This is a genomic window from Pseudomonas endophytica, assembly GCF_001411475.1.
In the GTDB taxonomy this organism is placed as follows: Bacteria; Pseudomonadota; Gammaproteobacteria; order Pseudomonadales; family Pseudomonadaceae; genus Aquipseudomonas; species Aquipseudomonas endophytica.
Genome location: NZ_LLWH01000206.1, coordinates 1 through 23812, shown reverse-complemented (window position 1 = coordinate 23812; position 23812 = coordinate 1). Strand labels below are relative to the sequence as shown.

Below are 23812 nucleotides of genomic sequence, written 5' to 3'. Positions count from 1 at the left end.
CATAGGTCTTGTCAAACCCCGGTCCGTCTGTGCGGACACCTGGGTCGCATGCGCCATGGTCTGTTGACCAAGTATGTTGACGCATGCCGGACGAGCTTGTTGCTCGTGGGAGACTACTCCCCTAGGACGGAGCGGATTCTGCCTCGACAAATCCGATCCGGCAAGCCCTGTTTTTCAAATTGTCTCAACGACGCTTGGCGCTGTAGATCCGAAAACCCTGACCTTCAGCCTTGACCGTGCAATGCCCAAATTGCTCTTCGATCAGCGGTTGATAGCGCAGAAAGCTATTGGCCACAAGACGAAGTTCGCCGCCTGTTTTCAGATGTTTAACTGCTTTTTTCAGCAAGTTCTCAGTGGCGTGGTAATCGGTATGCACGCCAACGTGGAACGGAGGATTGCTCAAAATGCTGTTCAAACCCATTGGCGCGGCGTCGATTCCGTCACCGGTAATCACCTCGGCCTCCAGACCATTGGCAGCCAATGTTAGGCGGCTACTGGCGGTGGCAAAGGCATCGACATCCAGCAGCGTGACGCTGTTATGCGGGTAACGGCGTTTGACCGCGGCGCCAAGTACGCCTGCGCCACAACCGAAATCCAGCAGGTGGCCGCTAGGCAGTTTGTCCAGATGCTCAAGCAACAAAGCGCTACCACGATCCAGACGACCATGGCTGAAAACGCCCGGTAGGCTTACGACGTTCAATGGGCCTTCGGGCAGGTCCAGTTGGTAGCGCTGTGCCAGTTGTTCCAGCACCGGCGCTGGGGGCGCGTTATCAACGGTGACTTGCCATAGCTGGCAGTGCCGCGCGCTGTCTAGCTTGCGCGGCTTACCGAATGGGATGAGCTGTTTGGATGCGCCTTCGATGCCGCCTTTTTTCTCACCCACCAGAAACACGTCTGCGCCGGGCAGACGAGCGGCCACGGCGTTGAGTACGTAGTCGCTGAGTTCTTTGGATTTAGGCAGAAACACCACGGCGGTGTCGAAGGCCCGGTCTGGGGCTTCTACACCAAAATGCACACGTCCGGCAAAGCGGGCGTCGAGTGCGGCCTGATCGCCGGCGTGCCAGCACCAGCCGTGGGCATTTGGCAACTCGCTGAGCAATTGATCGGCGGGTAAGCCGACTAACAGCAGCGAGCCTTGAAAGTAGTCAGGCTGACGAAGCAGTACTTCACTGCGCGGCTCCATAATCTGCTCCTCAAAAAAGGGGCGCAGTTTATCAACTGACGACACGCAGCGCTGTACCGTTGAAGAAGGCTTCGGCATTTTTTGTGAGTTGGCCAACGATTCGCTGGCGTGCTTCGCGGCTGCCCCAAGCGCTGTGCGGGGTAATGATCAGGCGAGGAATGTCGTTGGCCAGCAGCGGGTTGCCGTCGCGTGGCGGCTCAACACTCAGCACGTCAGTGGCTGCGCCACCCAAATGGCCGCTGCGCAGGGCATCCGCCAGTGCCTGTTCGTCAATCATGCCGCCGCGAGCGGTATTCACTACGAATGCACCGGGCTTGAGCAACGCCAATTCGCGAGCTCCAATAAAGTTACGTGTGTTTTCGTTCAGTGGGCAGTGAAAAGTCAGTGCGTCGACCTGTGGCAGTAGCTCATCGACCGTAAGACGATCGGCGCGGGCTGGGCGGCCAGGGATCTGCCCGATTAAGACTTTCATGCCAAAGGCTTCGGCCAGTTTAGCCACCGCGCTGCCCAATTCCCCGTGGCCAAACAGACCAAGGGTTTTGCCTTCCAGCTCGACAATCGGGAAGTCCAATAAGCAGAACTGTTTGGCGTGTTGCCATTGACCGTCTGCCACCGCTTTTTGGTAATCAACCAGCCGTGTGGCCAGCGCCAACAACAGGGCAATGGTGTGTTGTGCCACGGATGGTGTGCCGTAACCCTGGCAGTTGGCCACGGTGATGCCTTGAGCGCGGGCGGCTTCTAGATCCACGTTATTGGTGCCAGTAGCGGCGATCAGAATCAGTTTTAGGTCGGGGCAGGCGGCGAGCGTAGCGGCATTGAGCAGGATTTTATTGCTGATGACGACACTGACGCCGCGTAAGCGCTCGATGATGTTGTCTGGGGTGGTATCGGCGTACAGCTGCAACTCACTGAACGTATTGCTCAGGGGGCTTAGATCAAGATCGCCCAAGTCCAGCGTTGGGTGATCAAGGAAGACTGCGCGGTGAGTATTCGTCATCAACTGTACCTTTTGTGCTGTCGAGTGAAGGCGTAATGTGGCGAGCCTAACAGAAGAAACAATTTGTAATGGAGTGGTGCATGTACTGGACAGAATTCTTGACCGTGGCCTTGATTCACTTGTTAGCGGTGGCCAGCCCAGGGCCTGACTTTGCTGTGGTGGTGCGTGAAAGCGTAACCCATGGTCGGCGTGCGGGCATTTTTACCGCGTTTGGCGTGGGCACGGCGATTTTTGTCCATGTGGGTTATTCGTTGCTAGGCATTGGGATCATTGTGTCGCAGTCGATCGTGCTGTTTAACGCGCTCAAATGGCTGGCGGCGGCGTACTTGCTGTACATCGGTATTAAGGCTCTGCGGGCTAAACCAGCAGACCCTACCGCACTCTCGGCGGCGCTGCCGGTGGGGGAGCGTACCGCGCGTGGTGCTTTTACTTCGGGTTTTGTCACCAACGGGCTTAACCCCAAGGCGACCTTGTTTTTTCTGTCGCTGTTCACCGTTGTGATCAACCCGCACACTCCGCTGACGATTCAAGCGGGTTATGGCGTGTACCTTGCCTTCGCCACCGGCCTGTGGTTCTGCATGGTGGCTATGCTGTTCAGCCATCAGCGCGTACGCACCGGATTTGCCCGCATGGGCCATTGGTTTGATCGCACCGCTCAATTGCTTGCGATTTTTTGATGTTGCGGTTGAAGATCAAAAGATCGCAGGCTGCGCCAGCTCCTACAAAAATGATATGCACCCAAACACCGTGTGCGACAACGCGGCGTCTGGACGACAGGGAATCTCCTACAGGATTGGTCGACAAGTGATCTTGTCAAATTCTGGTTTTCCTTCATCCTTGCGGGCTTATCGCAGCGTGCGCACGGAGAAGTATCAATGCCCTCAGTCAGCCGGTTCTGGTGTCGAGCCAAACTGCCTTTGGCAGTCAGCCTCGCTTCGGTGCTTGCCGGGCCCGCTTGGGGCGTGAGCTTTAATGTGGGCGCCATAGAAGGCCAGTTGGACTCTGAGTTGGCTATCGGCGCCAGTTGGTCCACCGCCAAGGCGGATCGCAAGCTGATTGGCGCCAATAATGGCGGCAAAGGTCAGTCTGAAATTTCCGACGATGGCCGCTTGAATTTCAAACGCGGCGAAACCTTTTCAAAAATCTTTACCGGCATTCATGGCCTGGAGCTGAAGTACGGCGACAGCGGCCTCTATGTGCGCGGCAAGTATTGGTACGACTTCGAACTGCAAGACGACAGCCGACCGTTCAAACCCATCAGCAACAGCGGTCGTAAGGCGTCTGCCCAGTCTGCCGGTACGCAACTGCTGGACGCGTACGTGTACCACAACTACGCAATTGGCGAGCAGCCGGGGGCGGTGCGTGTGGGCAAACAAGTGGTCAGTTGGGGGGAGGGCGAGTTCATCGGCGGTGGGATCAATGCAATTAACCCCACAGACGTTTCAGCCTATCGACGCCCCGGCACTGAATTTAAAGACGGCTTGGTCCCCGTCAATCTGTTCTACGTGTCGCAAAACCTGACCGACAATTTATCGGCCCAAGCTTTTTACCAGCTCGACTGGGAGCAGTCAGAAGCCGATAACTGCGGGACGTTCTTCTCGCAATCTGACGTGATTGCCGACGGTTGCAGCGGTAATTACCGGGTGATGAGCAAACGCTCAGTGCTGGATGTCGCAGACCTTTCTGCGTTGACCTCGGCGGGTGTCGAGGTTAACGGCGAAGGTGTCCTGATGCGCCGTGGATCTGATCGCGATGCGCGTAACAGTGGGCAGTTTGGTCTGGCCCTGCACTATATGTATGAGCCGCTAGACACCGATTTCGGCGCGTTCTTTATGAACTACCACAGCCGTGATCCGCTCATCAGCGGTCGTGCGGCGCCGCAGTCGGTGTACAACGCTGCTTCTGGCACGAGCAACCTAGCACCGCTGGTTGTGGCGGGTAATTCAAGTTATTACATCGAGTACCCAGAAGACATCCGGCTGTACGGGGTGAGCTTCAACACCACGTTATCCACTGGCACTGTCTGGAAAGGTGAGTTGAGCTACCGGCCCAATGCTCCGGTGCAACTCAACAGCAATGACTTGCTGTATGCCAATCTCACACTGCTGCCAGGTCTGGCCGAGGCGTCACCCCTCAGCGTGACGCCGGGAGCCGACTCGCAAGGCTATCGCCGCAAAGAAATCACCCAGTTTAAGACATCGCTGAGGCATTTTTTCGACAATGCCATGGGTGCTGATCGGCTAACTCTGAGTGGTGAAGTTGGGGTGATCCACGTGAGCGGGCTGGAAGGCCACTCCGAGGCGCGATACGGGCGCGACCCAGTGTTTGGTTCTGAGGGTAATGGCGGTTTCACTACCGCTAATGCTTGGGGCTATCGTGCGCGTGCGGTCTGGGATTACAACAAAGTGTTGCCTAGCCTCGATCTGAAGCCCAACCTTGCTTGGTCACATGACGTCAGTGGCTACTCGCCAGGTCCGGACAATACTTTCGACGAAGGGCGTAAAGCCATCAGTTTGGGTATTGATGCCGAATACGAAAACACTTACTTAAGCAGCCTCTCATACACCAACTTTTTCGGTGGTCGTTACAGCACACTCAGCGACCGCGATTTCGTGACGCTGAGTGTAGGGCTGAAGTTTTGAGTGTTGTCCCACGTTAGGGGCCAAATACACCGGGCCCTGATTGTGTGCCTCCTTACTCTGGAATAACCGCGATCACGTCAATTTCCATCAGCCACTGTGGCTGCCCCAGCGCCGACACCACCAACCCGGTAGAAATCGGGAACACGCCCTTCAGCCACTTGCCGACTTCTTGGTACACCGGCTCGCGATAGCGCGGGTCGATCAGGTAGGTGGTGGTCTTGACGATATGGCTGAGGTCGCTGCCTGCTTCTTCCAGCAGTTGCTTGACGTTCTTCATGGCCTGCTCGGCTTGAGCGCGAGGGTCGCCAAGGCCGATCAGGTTGCCTTCGAAATCTGTGCCCACTTGGCCGCGCACGTACACGGTATTACCGGCGCGTACGGCTTGGCACAGGTCGTTGTCCAGGCTTTGGTTGGGGTAGGTTTCTTTGGTGTTGAACATACGAATACGGGTGTGAGTAGGCATCAAAAAAACTCCGACAATAAGGTGATCAGGCGCTGACAGGTGAGGTGCGAGTAACCGCTACCTGCGCGGGTTCGCGGTACTCAAGGTATTGACGCTGGATAGCGATGTGGTCGGCCACGTATTTAGCATCGTGCCAAACGCCCCAAATAAACGACGAGCCACGGCGTGACTGCCACGGCAAACCGAGGAAGTAGATGCCCGACTCACTGGCCACACCGCGCTGATGCTGGGGCTTGCCCGCGGCGTCAAAAGCCTCGACTTGCAACCAGCTGTAGTCCACGGCAAACCCGGTGGCCCAGATAATCGACGTGATACCGGCGTTGGCAAGATCCAGCTCAAGAATCGGATTTTTCACGCATTCGGCGTCCGGGAATACGCGGCGCGCTTCAGGCTCTACCGGCAAGTCCAAACCATTGCGCTCGATGTAAGCATCCGCAGCGTCCAACAGCGCCAAGTAGTTCTCATCGCCGCGCTTGAGGTTGTCCAGCAGGTTGGGCTGGAAGCTGACCACCCCATCCTTAAAGGCTTGGGTCAGGCCGACCAACACCATGCCTTGCTGAGCTAGCTCGCGGAAGTCGATCGTCTTGCCACCGTGAGCACCGCTGACCGCAATCGTCACGTGCTCGCGACCGGGTTTCATCGCCGCTTGATCCCACTCGCCCAACACCCCAAGCCACCAGCAGAAATCACGGTTGCGGTAGGCGCGAGGAGGGCGGTCGTGCGCCCCGACGGACAAATACACTTGGCGCCCGGAGCGTTGCAGCTCATCGGCGATCTGCACCCCAGACGACCCTGCGCCCACCACTAGCACGGCCCCAGCGGGCAGTTGAGCTGGGTTGCGGTAGTCGGCGGAGTGGATCTGATGCAGTGCGCTGTCTTGTGGCGCAATTGTTGGGATTACCGGCTTTTGAAAAGGGCCAGTGGCCGCGACCACGCGCTGGGCTTCGATCACGCCTTCGCTGGTCGTAACGGTAAAGCCAGGGCGGCCGACATTGCGAACCACCGAGAGCACATCGACGCCGGTGCGGATCGGTGCATTGAATTTGCGTGCGTAAGCTTCAAAGTAATCTGCCACGCGCTCTTTAGGCGCGAAGCCATCGGCGTGGACGTCATCGAAGGCCAAGCCTGGGAACCGGTCATGCCAGGCCGGGCCATTGGCTACCAGCGAATCCCAACGCCCGGTGCGCCAGCGTTCAGCAATACGACTGCGTTCCAACACCAAGTGAGGCACGCCTTGCTTGCTCAAGTGTTCACTCATGGCCACACCTGCTTGGCCAGCCCCCACTACCAAGGTGTCTATTGTTGTTATCGCGTCAGTCATGTGTCTGTCCTTGCGTCAGGCCGTTGGATTCAGGTCGTGCATGACGTCAAGGCTAGGGGGCAGGCCATTTTTAATAAAATATTATTAAGCTGGTATGTGAGCATAAATATCAGATACAGATACCTACCCAACTACGCCAGCCAGCGGATGACCACGTCACCCTAAAGGGTGATTCAGAAGGTTTTTAAGGTGTGGGACTATCACGCTAATGCTTGTTGCAAACGGCATGGCAATCACTTGTTCTTGCGGCGAGTCAAAGAAGTGGAAAATAACCGGCTTTCTTCTACGCAATGGTTTGAACAGATGGCTCTGGTCACCGAAAACATCGGGCAGGCGGGGTTCGTTGCGACATTGTTCGAGGCGTTGGGGCATATCTGGCCCATCCAAGCCAAAACCTTGTACCAGTACCCACACAACGGCATGCCCAGCGCATTGTTCGAGATGGATGGCCCTTGGTTACCACAGGGTAATGTGCGCCAGTATTTGTCCGGTTATTACGTGCTTGACCCGTTTTACGGGGCCTGCGTTGAGGGCGTCAGCTCGGGGTGTTACGACCTCGCCGATGTGGCCCCCGATCACTTTAAACGCAGTGAGTACTACCAATCGTTTTACCGGCATTCCCACCTTGAAGACGAGCTTAACTACATCTGGCAGTCGTATAACGGCCTGAGCCTTTCGGTTTCACTGGCGTTTACTCAAAAATTAAGCGTCACCACCACCCAGCAATTTAAGTGCATAACGCCTTGGGTGCTGGCGGTGATGGGCAAGCATTTTGCTGGTCTGGATGCCCGTGGCGTGCGCTTCGAAAACCAACTGGAGCAACGCATCCATGCGGCGCTCAATAACTTTGGCTCCTCAATCTTGACTGAGCGCGAGTGTCGAATTGCCCAGTTAATTCTAAGGGGCCACTCCACGCGCTCCCTGGCCGAACGCCTTAGCGTCTCAGAAGACACCATCAAATCTCACCGCAAACATATTTACAGCAAGCTCGATATCGGCACGCAGTCAGAACTGTTTTCATTGTTTATTGATTCCTTAGCCGAAGCCCAGGGCGTACTCAGCAAAGACCCTCTGGAAAATTACATGAGCAAAAATCGCTGACCTTGAACCGCGGGTATTACCAACTCACACCAACCTGTAGGGGGCGAGCATGTCTAGCAATGTTTTATCTTGCTTAGGCTTAATACCGGTTCGCGTAGTTTACTGCCGCCGCAAATCCGCACACTGCGGTGCATCTGTCGAAGTGAGCCGCTAGGTTTTACGGTCGCTTCGCAACCGCTCTTTAGCGACCACAGCGCTTATCCGGTTGTGAAGTTTACGAGGGCAACACTGAGGAACTCGCTCGCACCTGCAACTGCGGAGTCAATATAATCGACGCCACTGGCTCGCCTTTGATGCGTTTGAGCAGTAACTCAACCGCATGTTGGCCCATTTCTGTCAGCGGTAAGCGCACGCTGGTCAACGGCACTATCAGTTCGTGGGCCAGGGGTATGTCGTTGAAGCCGACCACTGCAATGTCTTTGCCCGGCATGAGCCCTTTGTCGCGTGCGGCGCCCATCAGGCCGATGGCTAGGAAGTCGTTAACGGCGAAAAACGCTTGCGGACGTGGGGTCAGACCCAGCAGATATTCACCTTGTTGGTGACCGGTCAGGCTGTCAAATGGGCCGTTAACGGTCCATTCCTGGCGTAGGGTGATGCCTTGTTCACGGTAGTAGCGTGTAAAGCCGCGTGTGCGATCAGCACCGGTCGAGGCGTGCCGCTCGCCTGCCAAAATCGCAACGTCTCGACAGCCAAGTTGGTAAAGGTGTTGAGCCGCCAACCAGCCGCCCAACTCGTCATTACTGCACGCCGCAACGTGCCCGGCAATTTGGCGACTGACCAGTACGTAGGGGATGTGTTTGCGGGTTAACAAATCGAGCAGAGGTTGGGTATCACCCACGTGGGAGTCGCCGACGATCAACCCGGCTACCGAGCGACGTAAGGCGTGTTCGGCACGTTGCATCTGGCGCGGTTGCTGGTCGTCGGTGTTGGACACAAAAGTGAGATAGCCAGCCTGTTCGGCGGTGCTGTCAATACCGTCGTAAATGGTCGCCATCACTAAGTCGGTGATGCGCGGCATCAGCACACAGATCTCCTGACTTTTGCGCAGTTTAAGGTTAGATGCCTGCGTGTTCGGTCGATAATCCAGCTCTTTGGCCAAGGCACGAATTCGTTCCACGACCTCCGGCGATGCCGCTCGCTCAACCCCGGCCGGGTCGCCGTTGAGTACCCGGGAGACGGTGGATACATGCACGCCAAGTGCTGTCGCCATGGACTTCAGGGTGGCGGGGCGAGATGGATTGGGCATGTTTGAGGGGTTTCCTACTGTCTGTAATGAGCGCGCGAATTCTACCCGAATGAGCTGTTTTATCTCGGATAAAAATTTTACCCAAACGTTTGACTAGAATTTTTTTCCGCACTACATTTCGCCAACCCAAACGTTTGGGTCACACAATAAAAATACGCCGGACGCGGCCGACTTTTTGACTTCTGCCATTATTTGAAGAGTCAGATCCCTATGAACAATCCCGCTATCCCCGCATTCCGCTATCAGATTTTCTTTTTGATCATGCTCATGGCGTTGCTCAATTACATCGACCGAGGCGCGATTGCTTATGCCTCAGCGAGCATTCTTCCCGAGTACGGTTTTGATAAGGCCGACTGGGGTAAGGTCTTGGGCTACTTCGGTTACGGCTACATTCTGGGGGCGTTGGTGGGCGGTATTTTGGCTGACCGCTTTGGCGCTAAACGCGTGTGGTTGATCGCAGGCGGAACCTGGTCACTGTTTGAGATTGCTACAGCGTTTGCGGGCGATTTCGGATTGGCATTTCTCGGCGGTTCGGCCATGGCCGGTTTTGCCACCATCCGCGTGATGTTCGGTTTTGCCGAAGGCCCAGCCTACTCGGTCATCAACAAAAGCGTGGCGAACTGGGCAACCCCTAAAGAGCGTGGTTTTGTGGTGTCGGTCGGCTTGCTCAGCACGCCGTTGGGCGCACTGCTCACCGCTCCGGTGGCGGTAGGGCTGCAAACCCTGACCGGTGACTGGCGCAGCATGTTTGTGATTTTGGGCGTGGTCAGTTTGGCGCTGTTGATTTTCTTCATGACGCGTTTCACCAATACGCCCGATGAAAACCCGCGGGTGTCCAAGGCCGAACTGGAGTTCCTGCGCAAAGAGCGCGCCGAGGCTGCCAATGCTTCGACCCCAACCTCTAGCGCTGCGCCGATCTGGCACTTTTTCAAGAACAAAGACCTGCTGTTCAACGCAATTGGCTATTTCTCGTTTGTATACGTGACGTTCCTATTGCTGACTTGGACCCCGAAATACTTGCAGGACGAGTTTCATTACAACCTGTCGTCGCTGTGGTACATGGGCATGATCCCTTGGACAGGCGCCTGCTTCACTGTGCTGCTGGGTGGCAAAATCTCCGATTGGTTGCTGCGTCGTACCGGCAACCTGAAAGTCGCTCGCAGTTGGTTAGCCGCGACCTGCCTGCTGTTGACCACACTGTGCTTCATTATGGTTTCCCAAGCTCAAACCGTGTGGGGCGTGATTGCCCTAATGACCTTAGCCAACGCTCTCAACGCGCTGCCTAACTCGGTGTATTGGGCCGTGGTCATCGACACTGCACCGTCTAACCGCGTAGGTGCTTACAGCGGCATGACGCACTTTATTGCCAACACCGCTTCGTTTATTGCGCCGATGCTGACCGGCTACCTGACCATTCGCTACGGCTACTCGTCGATGTTCGTGGCTGCCGCAGTCGCCACCGCCTTGGGCATGAGCGCTATGTTGATGGTGCGTCCCGGCGGTCGTCCGACTGCTTCTCCTTTGCCCGCTGCCGCCTGATGGAGCTGTTTGTATGAACCAGATGAAACCTACCCACTCGGGCTATTTCTTGGGTAAATCGGTCGTCGCGCTGGCCGCAAGCCTTCGCGAAGGCAGTGTGACCAGTGTCGAACTGACCCAAGCTGCACTCGACAGCATTGAGCGCCTAAACCCGACGCTGAACGCTTTCGTTCAAGTCGATGCGCCCATTGCCCTGGCCCAAGCCTGTAAGGCCGATGAATTGTTGGCCCAAGGCCAAGACTTGGGGCCGCTGCACGGCATACCCGTGGCGGTCAAAGACAACATCGACACATTCGACTACATCACGACCTATGGCTCGGCCCATTTTGAGGGGTTTAAACCAGAGCGCGACGCCCTGTGCGTGCAGCGTGTGCGCTTAGCGGGCGCAATAATCGTCGGCAAAACCTTGACTCATGAATTCGCCTACGGCCCGACTGGCGATCGTTCATTGCAGGGCGCGGCACGCAACCCGTGGGACGCGCGTTGCATGACCGGCGGCTCCAGCGCGGGCAGCGCCGCGGCGGTGGCCAGCGGTATCGTGCCACTGGCGTTGGGCACCGACACTGGCGGCTCGATCCGAATTCCATCGGGGCTGTGCGGAGCTGTCGGTTTTAAGCCCTCTTATGGCAGCGTGCCACTGGATGGCGTGTTCCCGTTGTCGTCCAGCCTTGACCATGTTGGGCCTATTGCTAATTGTATTGAGGGAGCGCGGCTTCTGTTTGAAGTGTTGTCGGGTCGGGTTTGCGCGCCTGCGGCCCCTGAGCCTCGACCGCTGCGGGTAGGTTGGATCACCTCTGGCAGTTTCGGCCCGGTTGATGCACAGGTGGAGCAACAGTTTTACCAGGCCGCGCAACAGCTGTTTGGCAATGCTTTGCAAGAGGTTGAAGACTTGGCCTCTCAAGCCGCTGGGATGAAAGACACCTTACTGATGCTGCAACGTGCCGAAGCGTACGATGTGCATGCCGAGCGAATGCAGCAGGCTGCGCAATTGTTTGAGGCTGAGGTTCGCGAGCGCCTCGAATTGTCGCAAGAGGTACGGGGTTGGCAATACATTCGTGCCCAGGCCGCTCAGCAGCAGTACCACGCGCACATGGCGCAGTTGTTCGAGCGCTATGATTTTCTGGTGTCGCCGACCGTACCGATCACCGCGCCTGTGGTTGATGCACGCGAGGTTCGGGTGGGCGAGCAGAACATCGACGTACGCGCCGCTGTGCTGAGCTACACCAGTGCCTGGAACCTGACCGGCCTGCCGGCAATCAGCTTGCCGGTGGGGCAGGTGAAGGGTCTACCAGTAGGGTTACAAGTGATTGCTGCCGCAGGTAGGGATGATCGTCTATTGCAGGTCATGGGCGACTTGTATAGCCACCTTCCACTGTAGGAGCTGCCGAAGGCTGCGATCTTTTGCATTTGAAGATCACAAGATCGCAGCCTACAGCAGCTCGGTTTTTTCAGGGGTTGTAGGAGCTGGCGACCACAGCATTTCTCAGTGAAAGGGAAACTTCAGATCGCTATTAAGCTGCCTTGGTCTTAAGCGCTTGCTCAATAAAATCCGCTTGCCTAATCGCCAGGCTGACAATCGTCAACGTTGGGTTTTCAGCCGCGCTGGTGGTGAACTGACTTCCATCCGAGATAAACAAATTGGGCACCTCATGGCTTTGACCGTGCTTGTTGCACACGCCATCCGCCTCTTTAAGGCTCATGCGGCAGGTGCCCAAGTTGTGGGTTGACGGGTAGGGCGGCACGCGGTGCGTTTTCAGCGCGCCCACGGCCTCGTATACCGCGCTGCCTTGTTTAAAAGCATGCTCGCGCATGGCCAGGTCGTTGGGGTGATCGTCGTAATGCACGTTGGCCACAGGGATACCCAAATGATCTTTGGTGTCACTTAAGGTGATGCGGTTGGTCTCGCGGGGCATGTCTTCACCCACCAGCCACATGCCGGCTAAGTGCGTGTAATTGTCCATCACCCGGGTAAAGTCCCGACCCCACGCACCGGGGTTGAAAAAAGCCGCCATGAATGAAGGTCCGAGGGAGATCGTTTCCATCTCATAGCCGCCGACAAAACCGCGATCAGGGTCCAATCGCGACTCGTCGCTGATAAGCCCCGCCATGATGGTTCCACGGTAGAAGTGCACCGGGTCGTTGAACTCTGCGAAAACCGAGCCGGTGGTGTGGCGCATGTAGTGCTTACCAACCATCCCCGCGCCATTGCCCAAGCCGTGTGGAAACATCGAACTGGAAGAGTTGAGCAGTAACCGTGGGGTTTCAATCGCATTGCCAGCAATCGCAACGATACGGCCTTGTTGTCGATGCAACTGGCCCTTGGCATCGGCATAGACCACCGCATTGGCGCGGCCTTTGGCGTCATGTTCGATGCGCACTGCATGGGCCTGCGTGCGCAAATCCAGCTTGCCGGTGGCTTCGGCAGCGGGGATCTCGGTATACAGCGTCGACCACTTTGCGCCCATCTTGCAGCCCTGAAAACAGAACCCGAGCTGCATGCATTGCGCACGCCCATCACGGCCACGGCTATTGATCGCCATGTGCCCGGTCGAGCACTCTTTGTAACCGAGCTTTTTGGCGCCGTTGTACATCACCTGAAAGTTGTTGTTACCCGCCAACCCCGGAATATCGTTGGTCCGGGTGACACCCATTTTGTTTTCGGCAAGCGCGTAATAGGGCTCCAGCTCGGCCAGGGTCAAAGGCCAGTCCAGTAGATTGGCGCCCTTGACCTCGCCGTACATTTGGCGCGCGCGAAACTCGTGGTCTTGAAGGCGAATACTGGCCCCCGCCCAGTGAGTCGTTGTTCCGCCCACGGTTTTGCAGATCCAAGCGGGCAAATTGGGAAAGTCTTTGGCAATCTGCCAAGTGCCTGACGTGGTACGGGTATCGCCCCAAGACAACTGCGCAAATGAAGGCCACTCATCGTTGATAAACGTAGCCGGTGATTGCCGCTCTCCAGCCTCCAGCAGCACCACTGGAATGCCTTTTTGGCACAACTCGTTAGCCAGCGTGCCGCCTCCTGCGCCGGAGCCAATGATGATTACAACCGAATCGTCGTCAAAACTGTAAGTCGTCATGTTCTCTGCTCCTCAAAACGCACTGGGGCTGGCATCGGCGGGGGCGGCGGGCAGCCACTCAAGGTCATTGAAACCGCGCATCAAATAACCGCCTTTGGGGAAAGAGGCGCCCTCGTAGCCGAAGTGTTCATAGGCCAGTTCATTGCTGTACAGCGAATTGACCGCAGTGCCACGTACCTGCTTGAAAAAGTCGCTGTGCTGGATTTTTTCGAGCAGGGCCACTTGCTGGTTTTCATCAAGGCTCGACCATTTGCCGCCCGCCATTGCGTCCAGCTCAGCCAAGCCTTTTTCAAGTTGAGGTAACACTGAGGGGGCGGCTGACGCGCGCTCATCCAACGCTTTTACGCTAAAGGCGTAAACGGCGTCTTCCATACGGTCATGGGGGTAGATACGGCGCACCACGAGCAGTAACTGCGAAGCGACATCGCTGGGCAGCGTGTTCATTTCCATGGCCCAAGAGCGGCTAGGCGCTAACAGCGCGATGGGGCCGGAGCCGAACATGAGGGTGCCTAACAGCAGGCCGCCACTTCCTTGCAGAAAACGGCGACGATTGACCTTTAGCTCTTGCATGAAATGTCTCCTTGTTATTTTTATAGGAGTAACAGTGACACAGGCAAATCAGCGGTCGCGGACGGGCGGGCGGGGCCTTACAGCAGAAGATCCGTTGCGCCAGACGCGCGTTTCAAGCAACAAGCCTCATTAGCGATAGTGACCTGCACGTTGCAACACTTCGATCTTGTAACCGTCAGGGTCTTGAATAAAAAAGAACCGTGCGAGCAACTCACCGTCTCTCTTGAATTCCTTGATAGGGGCGGGTGACCACTGTAAGTCAGCCAAACGCTGGAACTGTTGATCGAGATCATCGACTACGAAAGCCGCATGCCCGTAGCCCGTGCCGTGGGTGTACTCAAGCTGGCCCTTGTTCCAAGTGAGCTCTATTTCAGCACCACTCTCGATATCTCTCAGGTACACCAGTGAGAAATCATCAAAATCCAGTCGATGAGACTCAACCAGCCCGAACGCTTGCTGATAAAAAGCGATGGATTTCTCTAGGTCACCGACACGGATCATGGAATGAATAAACTTTGCCATTGGCAGTCCCTGCTTCGGAATTTTCGGTTCTTGTTATAAGCACATTCCAATTGATCATGAGACTAATCGCAGGGGGGTGGGTAATAGAGGGGTACTACGTTCAACCTAATAGATTACGGCAAGGCGGCCTCAACCAGTTCGATCCAATGGCGCACCGGGGTTCGCCCAGCACCGTTAAGGTGAGATTGACAGCCGACATTGGCAGTGATGATGACATCCGGTTGCCCGCTCTCCAGCGCGTTTAAGCGCTTATCACGCAATTGCTGAGACAGCTCGGGTTGGGTGATTGAATACGTGCCTGCCGAGCCACAGCACAGATGGCCGTCAGGCACGGCCGTGAGGTTAAAGCCCAGCCGGGCGAGGACTGACTCCACTGCACCGCCAAGTTTTTGCGCGTGCTGCAACGTGCAGGGGCAGTGGAAGGCCAGTCGTTGTGCGCCGTGGATCGCGAGCATTTCCAGTGGCTCGTCACGCAACACTTCAACCAAGTCCTTGGCCAGTGCGCTGACCTTTTTAGCCTTATCGGCATAGCTTGGGTCGGTGCTCAGCAAGTGCCCGTATTCTTTGATAAAGGCACCGCAGCCACTGGCGGTTTGCACAATGGCTTCAACCCCTTGCTCAATGCTCGGCCACCACGCGTCAATGTTGCGGCGGGCGCGGTCTAAACCCGCGGCTTGGGCGTCGAGGTGATAATCCACGGCACCGCAACAACCGGCTTCGCGGCTGGGCATCACGCCGATCCCCAACCGATCCAGAACCCGCGCCGTGGCCGCATTGGTGTTGGGCGACAAGCTAGGTTGGACGCAGCCTTCAAGCATCAGTACCTGACGGGCATGGTGGCGGGTCGGGCGGGCTTTGGCGGGCGCAGCGGGGTGCGGCAATTTAGTCTGCAAGCGCTGTGGTAATACGGCGCGAAATAGGTGCCCGCTGCTCATCAAGCTTTTAAACAGGCTGGGTTTAGCGACGACGGCGCGTAAACCTTCACGCACCAAACGCTGGCCAAGGGGGCGTGCCACTGCCGCATCCACCACCGCTCGGCCGATGTCGAGCAGGTTGTGGTAATCAACCCCGGACGGGCAGGTGGTTTCGCAATTGCGGCAAGACAGGCAGCGGTCCAAATGTTGCTGGGTTTTCTGGGTCACCTGGTTGCCTTCGAGTACCTGCTTGATCAGGTAAATCCGGCCTCGCGGACCCTCCAACTCATCGCCCAGCAATTGATAAGTCGGGCAGGTGGCATTGCAAAAACCGCAGTGCACACAGGCGCGCAGAATACGTTCGGCTTCTTCGGCGCGCGGCAGTTGGCGGGCCTGCTCGCTCAGCGTGGTTTGCATAGCTCAAAGCTCCGTGTACAGACGGCCGGGGTTAAAAATACCTTTGGGATCCAGTTGTTGCTTGAGGTTACGGTGGTAGTGCAGCAGGGCGGCTGGCAACGGTTGAAATGGGCTGTCAGTCAGGCCGGGGGTATAGCACGTCACGTGCCCGCCCAGCGCTGCCACGACGTGACGGATATAAGCTGCGTCGGCATCGGATTTGAGCCAGCGTTGAGCGCCACCCCAGTCCAATAGTTGCTGGCCCGGCAGAGCTAGCGGCGCGATGTTGTTGGGCAAAGACAGGCGCCAAAGCGGCTGTTCTCCAGCAAAGAAACCTAAGCGCTGTTGATTAAGATCGGTCCAGTACACGGGGTCCAACCACTCGCCTCCCAGTCGATCATGGGCGGCAGCTACCGAGCCTTCTCCACCCTCAAGCCGCAGGTGCAGGCGTTGCCCGTCATGGCACGCGGCGCTGATGGGCAGTGGCTGTTGGCCCCAAAGGGCAAGGCGCTGCAGGGCCCGATCGGCATCAATCTCTAGGCTGATGCTTAACGTTTGACGCGGTTTGGGCAGGACTTTTAGCGAGACCTCGGTGATCACCCCCAGCGAGCCATAACTGGCAGCCATCAAGCGCGATAGGTCGTAGCCGGCGACGTTTTTCATCACTTCGCCGCCAAAGCGTAAAAGCTTGCCGTGGCCGGTGATCACGCGGGTGCCCAGCACGTAGTCGCGAACCGAGCCCGCCCAAGGGCGGCGCGGCCCTGACAACCCGCTAGCTACCATCCCGCCCACCGTCGCGTCGGCGCCGAAAGAAGGAGGCTCGCATGGCAACATTTGTTGTGCCGCGTCCAAGGCGGTGCTCAGTTCGGACAATGGCGTGCCGCAGCGCGCGGTAATCACCAATTCGGTCGGGTCGTAGCTGACGATACCTCGATGGCGGCGGGTATCGAGCACAGCCCCGGTTGTCGGACGGCCCAGAAAGGCTTTGCTGTTGGCGCCTTGAATGCGCAGTGGTGCAGCGTCGCGCAGGGCTTGATTGACCTGCTCTACCAGCGCGGCGCTGTGATCTAAATCAGACTCAGTGCGCATCAAAAACGCTCCAGCTCAGGGAAGGGCAACTGACCCCTATGAACATGCATGGCACCAAATTCGGCGCAGCGGTGCAGGGTCGGAATGTTCTTGCCGGGGTTGAGCAGCCCGCTAGGGTCGAACGCGGCTTTGACTGCATGAAACAGCGTCAACTCATCGCTGTTGAATTGCGCGCACATTTGGTTGATTTTTTCGCGGCCCACGCCATGTTCGCCGGTAATGCTGCCGCCGACGTTGACGCACAATTCAAGAATCTTACCGCCCAGTGCTTCGGCGCGCTCAAGCTCGCCCGGTTGGTTGGCATCGAACAAAATCAGCGGGTGCATATTGCCGTCACCGGCATGGAAAACGTTCGCCACTCGCAAGTTGTAGTCGGCTGACAGTGCCGCAATCGCGCGCAGCACGCCGGGCAGTTCTCGACGCGGGATAGTGCCATCCATGCAGTAATAGTCCGGTGAGAGACGGCCCACCGCCGGGAACGCATTCTTGCGTCCGGCCCAGAATCGCACCCGCTCAGCTTCATCTTGGGCTTGGCGCACTTCGGTTGCCCCGGCCAGTGCCAGTACGTGCTGTACACGCTCGCAATCATCGTGAACATCGGCTTCTACGCCATCGAGCTCGCAGAGCAAAATGGCCTGCGCTTTGATCGGATAACCGGCGTGAATAAAGTCCTCGGCGGCTCGGATCGCCAGGTTGTCCATCATTTCCAAGCCGCCCGGAATAATCCCCGCCGCGATGATGTCACCGACTGCGCGTCCGGCTTTTTCAACCGAGTCAAATGCGGCCAGTAGCACTTTGGCGGTTTGCGGCTTGGGCAACAGCTTGACCGTGACTTCGGTAATCACCCCCAGCATGCCCTCGGAGCCTGTAAACAGCGCCAACAAGTCCAGCCCCGGCGCGTCGAGGGCTTGGGAGCCCAAGGTCAGGTATTGGCCTTCGACCGTGAGGACATCGACCTGCAACACGTTGTGCACGGTCAGCCCGTATTTCAGGCAATGCACGCCCCCGGCGTTTTCAGCGACATTGCCACCAATCGAACAGGCGATCTGCGAAGAGGGGTCTGGCGCGTAATACAGGCCGTAGGGCGCCGCGGCTTGGGAGATCGCCAAGTTGCGAACGCCTGGCTGAACCCGCGCCGTACGGGCAGCTGGATCAATGTGCAGGATCTGGTTGAAACGCGCCATCACCAACAGCAACCCTTTTGCCAGCGGCAAAGCGCCACCGGACAGCCCTGTGCCCGCGCCGCGTGCAACCACCGGCACTTTACGTTCATGGCAAAGCTTGAGCACGGTCTGAACTTGATCGAGATGCTCTGGCAAGACCACCAGCAGAGGTGTAGTGCGGTACGCCGACAGACCGTCGCACTCGTAGGGTTTCAATTCCTCAGGCTCATGCAGGATTTTCAAGTCGGGCAACTGCGTTTGCAGGGCCAATAACAGCGCGCTTTTGTCGACGTCGGGCAAAACCCCGTCGACGCTTTCGTCATAGAGGATGTTCATAGTCGCTGGACGACACTCGTTTGTTTTTATTAGAGGTTCGTTGCGGGTAGTACTGGCTTGCATCATTGGTGCGAGGCGACTTACTGTCCATACGTTGCTGGACTGGTCGAACCAGTTTCTACGACCCAGCTCTAACGCTATTGATAAAAACAACAGACTAAACAAGCCGTTATGTGGGTTTGGACGTCGTCAAGAGTGATCCGGCCAAACTGGTCATACCTGTTGGAGAGTTTATGGAAAGAACTCAGTCGGCCCGTCAGCCACAAGTTGCCGATGTGGTGAGTGAGCGCATCGAGCGCTTGATTGTTGACGGCGTACTTAAAACGGGGCAATTGCTGCCCTCAGAACGGCGTCTGACCGAAAAGCTGGGCGTTTCCCGTACCGCCCTTCGAGAAGGTCTGAAACTGCTTCGCGCTCGCGGCATCATCAGCACCGAGCAGGGTAAGGGCTCTTTCGTGGCCGACCTTTCAGGCGGGGCCAATGCCTCACCGCTGCTGCACTTGTTTAGCTCTCAGCCACGCACACTCTATGACCTGTTCGAAGTTCGCAGCTTGCTCGAAGGCGAGTCTGCGCGATTGGCCGCCATACGTGGAACCGAGGCTGATTTCGTGTTGATCACCCGTAGCTATCAAGCGTTGCTGGAGGGTCACAACCGACCCCTCGATGCGTGCGAGCATGCGCGTCTGGACCATGCTTTTCACCTAGCCATTTGTGAGGCTTCACACAACCCGGTCTTAGTGCAGACCCTGCGGTCACTGACCGATCTGCTACTGAATACGGTGTTTGCTTCGGTCAACAATCTCTACCACCGCGAACCGCACAAACGCCAAATCGACCGTCAACATGCCAGGCTTTATCACGCCGTGACAGGCCGCTTGCCCGATCAGGCACGCAAGGCGGCCGTTGCTCATATCCAGAGCATCAGCGAAAGCCTTAAGGAGATTGAAAACGAGGAGCAGCGGCTGGTGCGGGCGACGATGCGGCTTGAGGGCTGGAGCTAAAGACCAGCTCCAGCCCTGTTTGCGTGCGGGTTAGGCAACTTTGCCGCGAATAGTCAGAAGGCTTACGCCCAAGCCCATAAACGAAGCGCCAAACAAACGGTTCAAGGCTTTAGCCCGTGCGGGCGAAGAGAGGTAGCCTTTAAGTGTTTGTGCGAGCAGCGCATAAAACAAATGCGCGGCAATGGCGCAGCCTGCAAAGGTCGTAATCAGCACGGCCAAGTAGGTCATGCTGGAGTCACCGCCCTTGATGAACTGAGGCAGGAAGGCGGCGAAGAAAAGAATCGCCTTGGGGTTGGTAATGGCTACCGAAAAGCCCTTAGTGAACAGGCGCCAGCCTGACAAGCTTTCCGAGGTGCTGGCCTTGACGTTGTCAAAGGCGTGATTGCGACTGCGCCACTGTTTTACACCCAAGTAAATCAAATAACTGGCGCCTGCAACCTTCAGCACCAAGAACGCCGTGGCCGAAGCGATCAGCAGGGCGCCGAGGCCAGCACTGGTTGCGGAGGCAATAATCAATAGCCCGAGTGCGTTTCCGAGAGAACCGATCATCGCTCGCCACGGGCCGTGGCTGATAGAGTTGGACAACGCCATGATGACCGCAGGCCCTGGCGTGAGGGTGACGAGCATGGCGATAAAAGTGAAGCTCAGCCAATCATTTATAGAAATCAACGGGAAACTCTCCGCAAGACGTTTACAGCAGGGCTGGCAAGATTCTCACAGTGCGGCTGCTCTGACCTAGCTATCTTTTAGGGCTAAGGGCCACTCACGGCTAAATTTATAAAGTCTCTTGCTTAACTGGCTTTATCAGAGAAATCCTGAATCGGCATGATTCTCGTTTGGCTCACTTTAAAACTCGAGTTCCAGCTCTCAGTACGTTATGTTTTGCTAGTCTTGTCGCAACCGCTAATGGAGTACTGACAGCATGGAACTGAAATCACCGGATAAAAATATTCGTATCGTTGGCCTTGCAGGGGTTGTCGCGGGTTTGGGGATGGTCGTTGCAGGGCATGCCAGTTTTGGCACCACGCTTCTGGGCGGTGGGCTGTTGTTTTTGGCTCTGCCTTTGTTCAGAACGGCGGGTAAGAAATAAACCGTCTTTGTCTGCTCATCAGTTAGACCACCTTCCTTAACGACCTCGCGCCAGATCGGCTGATGCCGAACCTAGGCTGAGCGTCGCCCTCTCTATTTCCCCTCGTATCTGAGCGGCTTTTGGCCGTGAAATGAATTCGTCCGCGTATTGGCAGAAGGCTTTATTGACAAAGATTTTGACCTCGACATTTGGATCGACCTAGCACCGTTGCAACAAGCTTGGGCGGTCAAAGATTAGATTGTCTTGGGTCAGACCCTCTTGTAGCCGTTGACGAGTACCGCGAGGCTACGTCAGGCCATCCACTCCCAGCTCTGCGCTTTACCGAGCAAACCTTCAAGCTCGCCGCCAGCACCGCGAAGCCAGTACCATAGCCGCTTGGTCATGCGCCTCTGGAGTCGTGAAATGCTGTTTGTTGTCATGCTGGGAGGCAAACATCCCAGAGCCAAAATTGAAGTCCATGACGTGGTGTTTGCCATCGCCGACAGCTTGGAGGCTACCTATGCGCAACTGCGCCAAGATTGGTTTGGCAGCCCGGTAGGGTTGCACATCGACGCATGGATGCGCGTTGACGGCGTCGAGCACTGGAAAGTTGAGTTGAGTCCGTTGGCGCCCCTTGCAGGAGAGCCACGTTTGTATTTCATCAACTTGGGTGGCTATGAACCGCAGGTGTTCGGTGAGGCGCATCACTACCTACTGGTGGTGGCTCAGAATAAGAACCAAGCCAAAGCCAAAGCCAGGCGCCATATGCTGGCGCACTGGGAAAAAGCTCACACTGACGCGTTATTGGATGTCGATGATTGCCTACCGATTGACCAGGTAGGCGGGCGTTACATTCACTTGGTCGAGGGCGAGCATCTTGGGGTGATTCAGCACAATGACTACCGGGTTATTTAGCGCTAAACCGACAGGGCAGGGTGCACGTTGGTTTGCTATGTTGTCGAATGGCCCACATCAAGGAATAACGTTATGAGAAAGGAAGTATTGACCCCGCTCGCCGCCGCCATGCTGGTGCTGACGACGACAGCGTGTAGCCAGCATCCGCTTTCTACGACCAGCACGCAGCCCCAAGCCGCCGCGCCAACGCAGCAGTTTATCGCCCGCGGTAATGAGCCGTTCTGGACCATTAAGGTTAATGGCGCAACGTTGGCGCTGATTACTCCCGACCATTTACAAGGTAAGCCGCTGCACGCCGATCAAGTGATATCGGGCCAAAGCACGCGCTACAGCGGCACTGACCAAGGCAAGGCGTTCACCTTGGTGATCGAGCCAAAACCCTGCACCGATACTATGTCGGGAGAGGGGTTTAGCCATACCTCCCGCTGGACTTACGCCGGGGAAACCCATTTAGGCTGTGCGGCCCGCGCAGACTGACCCGTGGATGGCGATTGGTCAGGGGGGTTCAGGCTGTCGTTGGCGAGTTCGTCGGCATCGGCTTGCTCCGCAGTCGACAGCTCTGAGGCTGTGTGGCCAATACGTTTGAGCAAGAGCAGCATGCACACCAGCGATACCAGCGCATAAAGCCCCGAGGCGATGGCCACACCCACGATGCTGCCTGTGGAGTTGAGCAGACCCTGCGCCAGAACCGGAGTCGCGCCGCCCACCAGCAATGAGCAGAGCTGGTACGAAATGGATAAGCCGCTATAGCGCACTTTGGTCGGGAATGCGCGGGCCAGAATGCCGCCCACTGCGCCGTAAAACATCGAGTGCGGAATGGTCGCCAAACACATGCCGACCACGGCGATCCAATAGACTTTGGTTTCCACCGCAAAAAACATCGCGGGCATCAGGATCAGTTCCGGGATCACCATTAGCGCGACGGCCTTGCGCATGTCGATTTTGGACACTAGCAAGGCACCGAAAGGTTGGGCAATGAACTGCACAACCAGCGACGCAATGATCACGCTCAAAAAGGTGCTTTGGGCATAGCCCAACTCTTTGGTTGCCCATGACAGAGCAAAGGTGCTTTTGAAGTAGGTGACGTGAATGATCGGTAATACGCCCGCGCCCAGCAGGACGATCTGCCAATGGTTGCGCAGGACCTCGAGAATCGGCAGTTTGACGGTTTTCTTCTGCTTCATCAGGCGCTGCATGTCGTCTGACTCTTCGAGTTTCAGACGAATCACCATGCCAACAATCACCAGTGCCGCAGAGAGCAGAAACGGGATACGCCAGCCCCAGAGCATGAAATCTGAAACCGGCAGAGCGCTTAGGCCAAAGAACACCAGCGTTGCCAGTAAGTTGCCAGCCGGGGAGCCTTGCTGGGCAAAAGCCGCGTACATAATGCCTTTACCTTTGGGAGCGTTTTCGCTGGCGATCAAAATCGCGCCGCCCCATTCGCCACCTACGGCAATGCCTTGGATGACGCGCAGCACCACTAATGAGATGGGCGCCCAGACGCCGATTTGCAGGTAGGAGGGCAGTAGGCCGATACAGGTGGTGGCCACGCCCATCATGACCAGGGTGATAACCAACGTGGTTTTACGCCCGATTTTGTCGCCTAAGTGGCCGAAAATGATGCCGCCGATTGGCCGAGCGATGAACCCGGCCCACAGTGTCAGAAAGGACAGTAACGTTGCGGTGCCGGGGTCTAGATCCGCCGGGAAAAAGACCTTACCAAACACCAGGGCAGCTGCGATGCCATAGGCATAGAAGTCATACCATTCAATCGTTGTTCCAATGAACGAAGCCACACCCGCTTTGCGGGCTCGTTTATGCGCAGCAACTTCCTGGGCGGCATTCATAGTTGATTCCTGCTCATTATTATTTTTCAAAGGCGGCTCTCAACGTCCGAGCGCGCAGGCAAGTTGAACCTATGTGCGACATGGCTCACGGTCCAATGGGGTTGAGCCTATCTGCGCAATCTTTAAAAAAATAATGATTAAATTTTATTGTGTGATATGTGTTTTCGTATGGTTGAGCCGATCAAAACCTTATGACGAGGGCGGCTGATGCGCCTTGAACAGTTGCAGAAAGCTGTGCGCAGCGGCAGATGGCGTTACGGCAAGACGAATGGCATGGATCTCGGAGCGCGCACCGTCACCGTTGATTTCGCAGTAATGCACACCTGCGGTAGAAGTGAGCGCCAATGTTTGAGGGACCAGCGCAACCCCCATCTCGTACGCCACCATCGACACGACGGTTTGCCAAAGCCGAGTTTCATGC

General features: G+C 56.7%; 22 protein-coding genes, 1 pseudogene and 1 riboswitch. Of the genes and pseudogenes, 9 read left to right on the top strand and 14 right to left on the bottom strand.

Going from position 1 to position 23812, the window contains the following annotated elements; all coding sequences use genetic code 11:
- Positions 1–13 precede the first annotated feature (13 nt).
- A riboswitch (yybP-ykoY riboswitch) is annotated at positions 14–135 on the bottom strand.
- Between the two features lie 49 nt (positions 136–184).
- Both AQS70_RS19080 and AQS70_RS19075 read right to left on the bottom strand, forming a co-directional pair.
- Entirely contained in the window at positions 185–1183 is a 999-nt protein-coding gene (locus AQS70_RS19080; RefSeq protein WP_055104304.1) for a class I SAM-dependent methyltransferase, read from the bottom strand.
- A 31-nt stretch (positions 1184–1214) separates the two neighbouring features.
- Positions 1215–2180, bottom strand: coding sequence for a 2-hydroxyacid dehydrogenase (locus AQS70_RS19075; protein ID WP_055104303.1), 966 nt, complete (start codon positions 2178–2180; stop codon positions 1215–1217).
- 80 nt (positions 2181–2260) lie between these two features.
- On the opposite strand from AQS70_RS19075, the gene AQS70_RS19070 reads away from it, so the two are divergent.
- Positions 2261–2857 carry a LysE family transporter gene (locus tag AQS70_RS19070; protein ID WP_055104302.1) on the top strand — a complete coding sequence of 199 codons (597 nt, stop codon included), beginning with the start codon at positions 2261–2263 and terminating at the stop codon, positions 2855–2857.
- A gap of 198 nt (positions 2858–3055) precedes the next feature.
- A complete protein-coding gene (locus AQS70_RS19065; protein ID WP_055104301.1) occupies positions 3056–4822 on the top strand; it encodes a DUF1302 domain-containing protein in 1767 nt (588 codons plus the stop codon).
- 52 nt (positions 4823–4874) lie between these two features.
- Here AQS70_RS19065 and AQS70_RS19060 read toward each other — a convergent pair whose 3' ends face one another.
- Both AQS70_RS19060 and AQS70_RS19055 read right to left on the bottom strand, forming a co-directional pair.
- Positions 4875–5285 (bottom strand): RidA family protein, encoded by a 411-nt coding sequence (locus tag AQS70_RS19060; protein WP_016969085.1) that lies wholly within the window; start codon positions 5283–5285, stop codon positions 4875–4877.
- A 25-nt stretch (positions 5286–5310) separates the two neighbouring features.
- A complete protein-coding gene (locus AQS70_RS19055; RefSeq protein ID WP_055104300.1) occupies positions 5311–6606 on the bottom strand; it encodes a flavin-containing monooxygenase in 1296 nt (431 codons plus the stop codon).
- A gap of 303 nt (positions 6607–6909) precedes the next feature.
- Here AQS70_RS19055 and AQS70_RS19050 point away from each other — a divergent pair, with 303 nt between their 5' ends.
- Positions 6910–7707: a helix-turn-helix transcriptional regulator gene (locus tag AQS70_RS19050; protein WP_055104299.1), complete on the top strand. Its 798-nt coding sequence runs from the start codon at positions 6910–6912 to the stop codon at positions 7705–7707.
- A 214-nt stretch (positions 7708–7921) separates the two neighbouring features.
- On the opposite strand, the gene AQS70_RS19045 is transcribed toward AQS70_RS19050, so the two are convergent.
- Complete coding sequence (locus tag AQS70_RS19045) at positions 7922–8953, bottom strand: LacI family DNA-binding transcriptional regulator (RefSeq protein ID WP_055104298.1); 1032 nt, start codon at positions 8951–8953, stop codon at positions 7922–7924.
- Positions 8954–9163: 210 nt separating this feature from the next.
- Between AQS70_RS19045 and AQS70_RS19040 the strand changes: the two genes are divergently transcribed.
- Both AQS70_RS19040 and AQS70_RS19035 read left to right on the top strand, forming a co-directional pair.
- Positions 9164–10492, top strand: coding sequence for an MFS transporter (locus AQS70_RS19040; protein WP_055104297.1), 1329 nt, complete (start codon positions 9164–9166; stop codon positions 10490–10492).
- Positions 10493–10505: 13 nt separating this feature from the next.
- Positions 10506–11870, top strand: coding sequence for an amidase (locus AQS70_RS19035; protein ID WP_055104296.1), 1365 nt, complete (start codon positions 10506–10508; stop codon positions 11868–11870).
- Between the two features lie 133 nt (positions 11871–12003).
- Here the strand turns inward: AQS70_RS19035 and AQS70_RS19030 are convergent, their stop codons facing one another.
- The 6 genes from AQS70_RS19030 to glcD form a co-directional block, all read right to left on the bottom strand.
- Entirely contained in the window at positions 12004–13569 is a 1566-nt protein-coding gene (locus AQS70_RS19030) for a GMC family oxidoreductase (protein ID WP_055104295.1), read from the bottom strand.
- Between the two features lie 12 nt (positions 13570–13581).
- Positions 13582–14139, bottom strand: a complete 558-nt coding sequence (locus tag AQS70_RS19025) for a gluconate 2-dehydrogenase subunit 3 family protein (protein WP_055104294.1) — start codon at positions 14137–14139, stop codon at positions 13582–13584.
- 129 nt (positions 14140–14268) lie between these two features.
- On the bottom strand, positions 14269–14661 hold the full coding sequence (locus AQS70_RS19020) for a VOC family protein (RefSeq protein ID WP_055104293.1): 393 nt from the start codon (positions 14659–14661) through the stop codon (positions 14269–14271).
- Positions 14662–14774: 113 nt separating this feature from the next.
- Positions 14775–15992: a glycolate oxidase subunit GlcF gene (gene glcF, locus AQS70_RS19015; RefSeq protein WP_055104292.1), complete on the bottom strand. Its 1218-nt coding sequence runs from the start codon at positions 15990–15992 to the stop codon at positions 14775–14777.
- Positions 15993–15995: 3 nt separating this feature from the next.
- On the bottom strand, positions 15996–17060 hold the full coding sequence (gene glcE, locus AQS70_RS19010; protein ID WP_055104291.1) for a glycolate oxidase subunit GlcE: 1065 nt from the start codon (positions 17058–17060) through the stop codon (positions 15996–15998).
- On the bottom strand, positions 17060–18559 hold the full coding sequence (gene glcD / locus AQS70_RS19005; protein ID WP_055104290.1) for a glycolate oxidase subunit GlcD: 1500 nt from the start codon (positions 18557–18559) through the stop codon (positions 17060–17062). Before glcD ends, glcE begins: the two co-directional genes overlap by 1 nt.
- A gap of 233 nt (positions 18560–18792) precedes the next feature.
- On the opposite strand from glcD, the gene glcC reads away from it, so the two are divergent.
- On the top strand, positions 18793–19560 hold the full coding sequence (gene glcC / locus AQS70_RS19000; RefSeq protein ID WP_055104289.1) for a transcriptional regulator GlcC: 768 nt from the start codon (positions 18793–18795) through the stop codon (positions 19558–19560).
- Between the two features lie 30 nt (positions 19561–19590).
- Here the strand turns inward: glcC and AQS70_RS18995 are convergent, their stop codons facing one another.
- Entirely contained in the window at positions 19591–20229 is a 639-nt protein-coding gene (locus AQS70_RS18995) for a LysE family translocator (protein ID WP_055104288.1), read from the bottom strand.
- A 253-nt stretch (positions 20230–20482) separates the two neighbouring features.
- On the opposite strand from AQS70_RS18995, the gene AQS70_RS23695 reads away from it, so the two are divergent.
- From AQS70_RS23695 to AQS70_RS18985, 3 genes are all read left to right on the top strand, one after another.
- Positions 20483–20650 (top strand): hypothetical protein, encoded by a 168-nt coding sequence (locus AQS70_RS23695; protein WP_156355229.1) that lies wholly within the window; start codon positions 20483–20485, stop codon positions 20648–20650.
- Positions 20651–21052: 402 nt separating this feature from the next.
- On the top strand, positions 21053–21544 hold the full coding sequence (locus tag AQS70_RS18990) for a DUF1543 domain-containing protein (protein WP_055104287.1): 492 nt from the start codon (positions 21053–21055) through the stop codon (positions 21542–21544).
- Positions 21545–21616: 72 nt separating this feature from the next.
- Positions 21617–22021, top strand: coding sequence for a COG3650 family protein (locus AQS70_RS18985; protein ID WP_055104286.1), 405 nt, complete (start codon positions 21617–21619; stop codon positions 22019–22021).
- On the opposite strand, the gene AQS70_RS18980 is transcribed toward AQS70_RS18985, so the two are convergent.
- Together AQS70_RS18980 and AQS70_RS18975 are read right to left on the bottom strand one after the other, a co-directional pair.
- Complete coding sequence (locus tag AQS70_RS18980; RefSeq protein ID WP_055104285.1) at positions 21976–23391, bottom strand: MFS transporter; 1416 nt, start codon at positions 23389–23391, stop codon at positions 21976–21978. The genes AQS70_RS18985 and AQS70_RS18980 overlap by 46 nt on opposite strands.
- Positions 23392–23580: 189 nt before the next feature.
- Positions 23581–23812 (bottom strand): annotated as a pseudogene (locus AQS70_RS18975) (LysR family transcriptional regulator); the annotation flags it as partial.